Source organism: Aquabacterium humicola (genome assembly GCF_030167915.1).
Lineage (GTDB): Bacteria > Pseudomonadota > Gammaproteobacteria > Burkholderiales > Burkholderiaceae_C > Pseudaquabacterium > Pseudaquabacterium humicola.
In genome coordinates this window covers 1-8,930 of sequence record NZ_JARGNB010000027.1, presented here as the reverse complement: position 1 = coordinate 8,930, position 8,930 = coordinate 1, and the positions used below count along the sequence as shown (strand labels likewise).

Annotated in this window: 11 protein-coding genes; all 11 read right to left on the bottom strand. The window is 60.8% G+C overall.

Annotated elements, in window-relative coordinates; all coding sequences use genetic code 11:
* Positions 1–1,798: 1,798 nt before the first annotated feature.
* The 11 genes from P1K89_RS33050 to P1K89_RS33365 all read right to left on the bottom strand — a co-directional run bounded on the left by P1K89_RS33050 (position 1,799) and on the right by P1K89_RS33365 (position 8,684).
* Positions 1,799–2,236, bottom strand: coding sequence for a hypothetical protein (locus tag P1K89_RS33050; RefSeq protein WP_284620792.1), 438 nt, complete (start codon positions 2,234–2,236; stop codon positions 1,799–1,801).
* Positions 2,237–2,412: 176 nt separating this feature from the next.
* On the bottom strand, positions 2,413–2,691 hold the full coding sequence (locus P1K89_RS33045) for a hypothetical protein (protein ID WP_284620791.1): 279 nt from the start codon (positions 2,689–2,691) through the stop codon (positions 2,413–2,415).
* 759 nt (positions 2,692–3,450) lie between these two features.
* The gene (locus tag P1K89_RS33040; protein ID WP_284620790.1) at positions 3,451–3,678 is read right to left on the bottom strand and encodes a hypothetical protein; all 228 of its coding nucleotides are present in this window, start codon (positions 3,676–3,678) and stop codon (positions 3,451–3,453) included.
* A 354-nt stretch (positions 3,679–4,032) separates the two neighbouring features.
* Complete coding sequence (locus P1K89_RS33035) at positions 4,033–4,482, bottom strand: hypothetical protein (protein ID WP_284620789.1); 450 nt, start codon at positions 4,480–4,482, stop codon at positions 4,033–4,035.
* A gap of 128 nt (positions 4,483–4,610) precedes the next feature.
* Complete coding sequence (locus P1K89_RS33030; protein ID WP_284620788.1) at positions 4,611–5,042, bottom strand: hypothetical protein; 432 nt, start codon at positions 5,040–5,042, stop codon at positions 4,611–4,613.
* Positions 5,043–5,466: 424 nt separating this feature from the next.
* A complete protein-coding gene (locus P1K89_RS33025) occupies positions 5,467–5,916 on the bottom strand; it encodes a hypothetical protein (RefSeq protein WP_284620787.1) in 450 nt (149 codons plus the stop codon).
* Between the two features lie 139 nt (positions 5,917–6,055).
* Positions 6,056–6,436, bottom strand: a complete 381-nt coding sequence (locus P1K89_RS33020; protein WP_284620766.1) for a RidA family protein — start codon at positions 6,434–6,436, stop codon at positions 6,056–6,058.
* A 173-nt stretch (positions 6,437–6,609) separates the two neighbouring features.
* Entirely contained in the window at positions 6,610–7,116 is a 507-nt protein-coding gene (locus tag P1K89_RS33015) for a YegJ family protein (RefSeq protein ID WP_284620786.1), read from the bottom strand.
* Between the two features lie 156 nt (positions 7,117–7,272).
* Entirely contained in the window at positions 7,273–7,719 is a 447-nt protein-coding gene (locus P1K89_RS33010; protein WP_284620785.1) for a hypothetical protein, read from the bottom strand.
* Between the two features lie 306 nt (positions 7,720–8,025).
* On the bottom strand, positions 8,026–8,220 hold the full coding sequence (locus P1K89_RS33005; protein WP_284620784.1) for a hypothetical protein: 195 nt from the start codon (positions 8,218–8,220) through the stop codon (positions 8,026–8,028).
* A gap of 143 nt (positions 8,221–8,363) precedes the next feature.
* Positions 8,364–8,684, bottom strand: coding sequence for a ClpX C4-type zinc finger protein (locus P1K89_RS33365; RefSeq protein ID WP_350082629.1), 321 nt, complete (start codon positions 8,682–8,684; stop codon positions 8,364–8,366).
* Positions 8,685–8,930 lie beyond the last annotated feature (246 nt).

The window sequence follows — 8,930 nt, the reverse complement described above, 5'->3', positions numbered from 1 at the left end:
CGAGAGCTCAACGACAGGCCGAGAAAGGTTCTCGGATTCGACACGCCTAACGAGGCGTATGCTCGGTGGTGTTGCGCTTAGTTTGGCAATTCGTGAGGCCTAACGTTTGAGGTAACGCGCCCGTGCCAGCAGGTGGCTTGGGGCGCGAGGCCGATGATGGGCTGGCCGGCCTCGCGCCCCAAGGCGCCTGCTGGTGCGGGTCGCGTTGACCGAAGGGTTAGGCGTCAGTTCACTGACTTTGGCCGGCTCTGCCAAGAGTGATGCGAGGCGTTGCGGCAGTTCACTCATGATCCGACAGGCGCGTTGGAGTTTGAGGTTTGATGACCTTTCCTTTGAAGCGAACGTGCCAATCCGGATCGAATTCCCGCCACGGGTGGATCTGGAGCCCTCCGGTGACAACGCTGACTGTTATCGGAAGGAGATCGGGGCTTGGCCTCGCCAAGAGCTCGATTGAGTGACCTGGCGAAAGGATGACCCCCTCGGGGACCATCTCGAGAGACACGTGAAGTTCGGCGTTCGTGTCGTTGTCGAACGTACCGACGCTCGGGTACTCGTGGGGCTGCATGTTCGCTGTTTGTCGAGGACTGATCGCGGGCGCTTATGGCCGCCACTGACGCCTAACGTTTGAGGTAACGCGCCCGCGGCAGCAGGAGGCTTGGGGCGCGAGGCCGATGATAGGCCTGAGCGGCCTCGCGCCCCAAGGCGCCTGCTGGTGCGGGTCGCGTTGACCGAAGGGTTAGGCCTCGCTGCGTTTGCGGGCCGGCGACACGAGGGCGAGGGGTTTGAAGCAAGGTACTGGAGCGCGGCACTCCTTGATGACGTGCCAGGCCGAGAAGCTCCCCCCAGCATGCCGACGTAGAAGTGCGGCCGATGTCTTCGGGACCTTGGGATTTCTACGCAACTCGTAGTTGACATCGAAGTGCTCAGGCATGAACTCTTTTCTCTTCGAAGGCCGACCCGCCGCATCAACGCTGCGATATGCGGCTGTTGGGGTTCATGCTCTACGCAGTGCGGAAGGCGTTCACCGCCAGCGGAAGAAGTGCCTTCTTCGACTTCTGTCTTCGTAGTGGCGTGGGCTGCGAAGTACATGCGGGTCTTGCCTGCGAGGCCTAACGTTTGAGGTAACGCGCCCGTGCCGGCAGGGGGCTTGGGGCGCGAGCCGATGATAGTGCTGGGCGGCCTCGCGCCCCAAGACGCCTGCTGGTACGGGTCGCGTTGACCGAAGGGTTAGGCAGCAGCCGGGTTGACGGCAAAGGCAGGTGCTCGATGCGGCAAGTTGCCTCGGCCTCGCGCTGTGCGCTGCGCCACGGGGTGGTAGCCACTGGCAGTGACTTCCGACGCGCAGCGCCCGACGAACTGACTGAAACCGAGGGTGGCAAGCGCTGCAGACGTGGCTCGGACTGGGCCTTGCCCTCCGCGCTGCGCCGCGGGGTGGTGGCCGCTGGCAGTGCCGTCCGATGCGCAGCGCCCGACGAACTGACCGGAAAGCAAGGCGAAGAACGCTGGAGCCGTGCGCTCGGGTGCGGACGTGAACTCATTGAGCCGACGCCTCCCGCAAGGAACTGCAGGTTCAGCCTGTGAAGATGGAACCGCGCTCGGACAACTCGTGGCTGTTCACGTGCTCGGCGCGACAGCGCCGCTGAACTTGCGTTGAAGTAGCACGGCCGCTCCACTTGATGCCTAACGTTTGAGGTAACGCGCAGACGACGGCATGGTGCTTGGCCCGCGCAGCACATGATAGTTTGCGGTGCTGCGCGGGCCAAGTGCCATGCCGTTGGCTGTCGCGTTGACCGAAGGGTTAGGCCTCACGTTGCCCGGCACTTGCTTGGCGATGAAGGAAGCCCTGAACTTGCTTGATGACGCCTGGCGTTGCTACGCCGTTGGAAAGAACTTCGTTTACTAGCCGCTCCGCCGAGACTCCAGCGAGTACGTTGATGCCGGCGTTGACGATGCGATTGATCATGAGAGTGTTGAACAGGTTGGGTGCCCGACGAACGGAAGCGACCAACTCGTGTTCGTAGTTGTCTGCGGACTCCAGTGCATGAAGGATGCTCCAGAAGACACCGAATCCATCTTCTTCTGGAAAGCGCTCGAACACCTGGAGAAGTGCTTCCTTGTCCGACTGGCTCAGGCCACACGTGAGGGCAGTTGCAACTGCAGCGTCGAGTTCCTGCAGTTGACTGGCGTCTTGCGGGTTGATGAACGCAGAGAGCTTCGATGAAAGCGCTGACGCCATTTGTGAGGCCTAACGTTTGAGGTAACGCGCCCGTGCCGGCAGGCCGCTTGGGGCGCGAGACACATGATAGACCTGGGTGTCTCGCGCCCCAAGAGGCCTGCTGGTACGGGTCGCGTTGACCGAAGGGTTAGGCCTCAGCGTTGTTTGGCCTACTCTCGCTTCCGCTCCTGGCCTGCCTACCACTTGGAGACCAGGCTCAAGACAACACTGAAACCGTCGCGTTCTGCGAGTTCGTAGGCCTCGACATGTTCGGACTCGTTCTCTGAGATTTGCGAGCGCTCGATGACCTGCGGCAAGCAGACGTACTCTGTGCATTCAAGTCCGGTTTCCAGTGAGAACGTGCCAGCTGCTCCACCGGCGGTGGTTCCATCCTCTGCCAAGACATAAAAGTGCGCGAGCAACGAGACCTCTTTCACCGTGGCCGGCAGCGTCGTGAGGCGGTCGCTGGGCTTCATCGCTTGACGAAGGTAGAAGACTCGCAGGGTCATCGCTTGTTTGCCCTTTGGGGATAGGTTCACCGAGATTGCCTGTTGCGATGCCAAACGCTTGTTCGGCTGTTGTCTTCGGCGGTACCTCGAGTCACGACGGACCGTGCCACCCCGAGGCCTAACGTTTGAGGTAACGCGCGGCCGCCAGCGGAGCGCCAGGGCCGCGAGGCAGATGATATGCCTTGGCTGCCTCGCGGCCCTGGCGCGTAGCTGGTGGACGTCGCCGTTGACCGAAGGGTTAGGCCTCGCCGCGTTTGCAGGTCGCCGACACGAGGGCGAGGGGTTTGAGGCAAGGTGCCGGAGCGCGGCATTTTGATGACGTGCCAGGCCAAGAAGCCGGCCAGCATGCCGACGTGGAAGTGCGGCCGATGTCTTTGGGTCTTGGGCTTGTCTCGCGCAGCCCGCACCTGACGTCGAAGTGCTCAGCAATGAAATCTTCTCTTCGAAGGGCGGACGGCGCCACAACTCTGCGACATGCGGCTGTTGGTTTTCAGTCTCTTCCCAGTGCAGAGGGCGTTTGCCGGCAGCTGAAGACGTGCCTTCGAGTTCTGTCTTTGCCTTCGCAGGGGCGTGGCCTGCGAAGAACATGCCGGTCTTGCCTGCGAGGCCTAACGTTTGAGGTAACGCGCGGCCGCCAGCGGAGCGCCAGGGCCGCGAGGCAGATGATATGCCTTGGTGCCTCGCGGCCCTGGCGCGTAGCTGGTGGACGTCGCGTTGACCGAAGGGTTAGGCCGCATTGCGACGATTTGCAGAGAACAGGCCGCCGATAACGCAAACCACCCCAACTCCTGTGGCGATTGTGCCGCCAACGTACGCGCCGAGTCGCTCGGAGATCCAGCTCAACGGGACGGCAAACAGGTCTAGTTTCGGCGGCATGAACCCCGGCCAATGACCGCCGGTGAATGCTTTGTAGGCGCCGAAGAGGCAGAGAAAACCGAAGACAATCAGGAGCAAGGCGGTGAGCGGTGAGGGTTCTCCCACCTTGTCAGGACTGGTGGGAGGTTCTTGAGAGACCTGACGTTTGGTGAGGTGGTCTGCGGGGCGGACGGTTGTTCTCTTTCTCGCTTCGTCAATTTCACGCGTGCGTGCGCGCGCGCTGAAGCCGCAGTGCTCGCAGTGCTCAGTTCCGGGCCTACTGCTGCGTTGACATGCGAAGCAAACCCAGGCGTAGCTCGGCATTGGTGTGCGGCCTAACGTTTGAGGTAACGCGCGGCCGCCAGCGGAGCGCCAGGGCCGCGAGGCACATGATATGCCTGGGTGCCTCGCGGCCCTGGCGCGTAGCTGGTGGACGTCGCGTTGACCGAAGGGTTAGGCGTCATCGCGGTACGAGCGATAGTGCCCGGTGGAGAGGTGCCAACTTGCATTGGCGCGAAGCAGTTCAACGGCCTTGACCGTAGCTCTGTGGACCGCCCGCTCGCTGCCGCCGACGGAGTCCCAGCGGAATCCGATTAGCTGTACGCTGCAGCCCCGATACGGATACTCGTTCTCGCGACCGAGAAGCCCGTCGACGATGGCCTCTGCGACCGTGTCCTGGATCCTCCGTGCGTACTCTTGATCGAATTCTTCTGGCCACGCAACTGAGGCGCTGAACGCGAGTTCATCCGCCGGTTCGGCTCTGAGCCTCACGTATGCGTAGCTCGATGGGTGACCGAACTGTCCCTTGAACTCGAACTCGACTTCGACCGGCCCGACTAGGCACTGGTAGTTGCATGAGGTCTTCTGACGCGCCCAATTCGCTAGCAACTCGGCCTGGTGCATGTTCTGACGCCTAACGTTTGAGGTAACGCGCAGACGACGGCATGGCGCCTGGCCCGCGCAGCACATGATAGGCCACGGTGCTGCGCGGGCCAGGTGCCGTGCCGTTGGCTGTCGCGTTGACCGAAGGGTTAGGCGTCGCTCGCGGCGGCCGGACCGATGATGGGCCCCATAAACAGACCACCAGTTGCAACCGCTACCTCAACCTGTTGTTGCGTCGGGAGGTGTTCCGAGTATTCGCGCCACTTACCCATGACCAGATCACTCCACCACTTTGTCGAGTCTAGTTGCACGACTTTGCCGTCGTAGACGTTCACAAACTCGAACCCAGCGGCTCGCGCCGCCGCGACTGCGGCAAAGAGGGCGTCCTCGTAGTTGTGTGCCGCCACGTACCAGAACGACACACCGAGGGGCCATTCCAGCGGCATACCTTCATTTGTTCCTCGCTTCACGAGTAGTGGGCACTCGAACCAAGAGAGGTCTGGGATGAAGAGTGGCATGCAACCTGACCTCACTGATGCCATTAGGGCGCGAGGAAGATCATGGGAGTAGAAGATGTCCATCGGAACGATGCCAGAGCACGCAGCTGCAATTTCCTCCTTCTGTGCGGGGCGAGTTGGCTCGTGCTCGACAAGAACGAGGCAATTCCGGGGGCTCTCCTCTTGTGCGTACTGCAGCTTTGGCAGGTACGCGTTGTCGATAATCGGCCATTGACGAAGGCGCGGCGCTAGCTCCATGCGCAAGGCAGCTAGCCCAGATCCCTGTACGGGGCCCGCGAACTCGATACCGTCCAGCGCTTGCTGGATCGTGCGAACCGACTTTGGTTTTCCGAAGAGGCGAGAGAACATGGTTCGGTGATTGGCGACGCCTAACGTTTGAGGTAACGCGCGACCGCCGGCGGAGCGCCAGGGCCGCGAGGCCGATGATAGGGCTGGACGGCCTCGCGGCCCTGGCGCGTAGCTGGTGGGCGTCGCGTTGACCGAAGGGTTAGGCCGCAGTCGTGCCGCGTGATCCGAGCAACTGGCTGCAGATTGAATGCCAGACGACCGCGTCAAGTACGAGCGCTCCTTCAGGTCTGATCTTCCCGGCAAGTGCAGGATGAGGTGCGAAGCCAAAGACCTGTCCCGGACCTCGGACTAGACCCCTGCGCTGCAGCTGCACGATGACCTCTGGCATCAAGTTTGCATCGCGCCATTCGGCAGAGTTCATAAGAACACTAAACTCTTCCTGAGACTGAGCAATTTGCCGGACCGCCCCTTCGAATACGTCCACTACGTGCACAGAACCGTCCTGGCGAAGGAAGTAGATGTCGCCGAAAGCGGACATTCCGATCGGTTGGATCGGTCCGACGACAAGTGGAGGCTGCCACTGTTCGAGAAGTCGGCCGAAGTCGGTGCTTTGGTCCTGGAGAAAGATGTCATCCCAGTTGAGGGTCATGATCGGTGGCTCTCTGCGGCCTAACGTTTGAGGTAACGCGCCCGTGCCGGCAGGACGCTTGGGGCGCGAGACCGATGATAGTGCTGGGCGGTCTCGCGCCCCAAGAGGCCTGCTGGTACGGGTCGCGTTGACCGAAGGGTTAGGCCTCAGCGATGGCTGCGATGGACACCTTGAGTCCTGGAATGCGAGCGGGCAGCTTTGCTCCCTGACGTGCTGGAGGATTTGAAGGAAACCACTTCATCCATTCTTCATTCATGCCCGGGAAGTCATCCTCGTCGGCCATTACTACCGTGACACTGACAATCTTGTCCATCGACGTACCAGCCGCTTCAAGAATTGCCTGAATGTTGGTCAGGCACTGACGCGTTTGCTCTTGGATCGTTTCGCCCTTATAGGCACCTGTGTTGGGATCTGTGGGTGCTGTGCCCGAGACAAAGACCAACCCAGCCGCTTTGACGGCCTGGCTGTACATGGGTGGCGGTTTAGCGGCCTTGGACGTATAGACAATCTGGCGAGGCACTCTTGACTCCTTTCAACGGCGGGTAGTGGGGCGTGCGCCTTCTGAGGCCTAACGTTTGAGGTAACGCGCCCGTGCCGGCAGGACGCTTGGGGCGCGAGGCCGATGATGGGCTGACCGGCTTCGCGCCCCAAGAGGCCTGCTGGTGCGGGTCGCGTTGACCGAAGGGTTAGGTTTCACTGCTCACATGACAGACCGTACCGGCGCATGAAGGCAGCAGCTTGCTCAGGCGGTTCCTTGGAGAGCAGTGCGCAGGCGGTGAAGTTGCCAGCGGTCTTCCCAGTGAGTGCGTCGACGTACGTCCAGTCGACGATCTGATTCCGCTGAAACGTGATGCGGTCTCCAAGCTTGTGCTTCTTGACGAGCCGAGGCTCATTGTTCAGTGAGCCAGCGAAGACATTGCCTTCGTGACTGAAGCTATTGACCCAGAAGTACTCGGTATTCCTGCCGTCAGAAATGGCGACTTTCAGCGCATAGCTCGATGTACCTTCCTTCGGCTTTGCGGCGAGTTCCAGAAAGGCAGGAAGTGTTTCGGCCGCCCGTGCAAAGGCCTTGCGCATCGCGGGCTCTTCCTTGCTCATGTGAACGGTTTCGTCGTTCGTCGCTTTGTCAGAAATGCTTTGCGCATAGATGCCGGACGTAGCGACGAGCGCGATTGCAATGATTGCTGTGTTGCGGGCCATGGGGCAGAGTGCAGGGGTTGTTTGTGAAACCTAACGTTTGAGGTAACGCGCTCGCGCCAGCAGGAGGCTTTGGGGCGCGAGGCCGATGATTGGCTGCACGGCCTCGCGCCCCAAGACGCCTGCTGGTGCGGGTCGCGTTGACCGAAGGGTTAGGCCTCACTGCTTCTGCAGAACGGTCATACCCCAGCCCAACTCCGTTGCCCTGGCGCGATAGGCCTCGAAGGTCTTTACTTCGCGTAGGTCAATGAACTCAAAGCTGAGGCCGGTCTTCTGAGCGAAGTTGCTCACCGCGTTTCGTAGCGAGTTCTCGGAGTTCTCGATTGGACCGTTAGCCAAGAAGACGCGAACAAGGCGCGTCGATCCTTCACGGCGGGTCAGTGCGAGTATTACCTTCTTCTCTACTTCATCGCGGACGGTCAAAAACTTGTACTGGACACCCTCCGGGTACTCATTGACCTGCTTGTCTTCCGACACGGCGACGATGTGCGGGAAGTAGCGGGTGAAGTCCAGTTCTGGCAATCCAGGAGTCTGTGCCCACGCAGATAGGGACATCAACAGGCCGTGAAGAAGTGTTGCTATTCTGAGGATGGCACGTAGATGCATGGTGTGAGTGCGGCTTGTGAGGCCTAACGTTTGAGGTAACGCGCGACCGCCGGCGGAGCGCCAGGGCCGCGAGGCAGATGATATGCCTTGGCTGCCTCGCGGCCCTGGCGCGTAGCTGGTGGGCGTCGCGTTGACCGAAGGGTTAGGCCTCGCTGCCTTTGCGGACCGCCGACACGAGGACGAGTGTTTGACGGTGCCGCTGCAATGTGACCCTGCACTTGTAGAGCGATGAAGACGACCAAGCGTGAACACTTGGTTTTTTGACACAAGAACACGGGCTCGACCAGAGCGTTCCGAGTGCTACGTTCACTGCTTCTCGTCGTAGACGCAGGTGGCGTTGTCTGCGTTGTATTGCCCCCCCGAATCAAGGCACTTGTCGATGACAAGCCACGTCCAGACATTCAAGGAAAGCCAAACCAGTGCAGCAATGACTATTGGGAGGATGGCGATGACGAGCAGGAGCGCCGCCTCGGCCTTGAAGTGATTGTTGATGGACCACATGGGCTGCACCGCGTGTTTGCGAGGCCTAACGTTTGAGGTAACGCGCAGACGACGGCATGGTGCCTGGCCCGCGCAGCACATGATAGGCCACAGTGCTGCGCGGGCCAGGTGCCATGCCGTTGGCTGTCGCGTTGACCGAAGGGTTAGGCCTCACTCTGGCGCCTGCGACCAAGGCTCTCGTAACACAGCTCAACGCACTCACCGCATATGGAGAATGCGCCGACCGCCAAGAGCTGAGCGACCGAATTCTTGTGGCGCTTGCAGACGGAGCAGCATAGTTGTGGCGAACCAGGATCGACGGCCGTTCCGTGGATAGCACGATCGAGGGGAGGATCTGCTTCCTGTGATTCAACTACTCGCACACGAACTTCGTCTCCAATGTCTAACGCCGAGGAGAGCCACTGTTGAGTTTCACTTCTTGCAGGACCGGGCTCGACATTCGCAGTGAACACCACTCCGCCCATGCCCGCTGGAGCGAGAAAGAAGCTGCCACGGAGGAGCCCACTATCGGCAGCGCCAACGATGGTTGGAGTCCCTGCATTGAGGGTCACTTCGAAGCACTTCATTGCGCGAGGGGGTCCCGTTGTGAGGGGCGGATTGCCAGGCGAAGTGCAACACCTTTGCGAAGGGGGGCGGTGAGTTGGAGACTAGCCGCTTCTCTTCGGGCAGGAAGGGTTGCAGCATGGAGTATCACCAACTCACCTACAGGG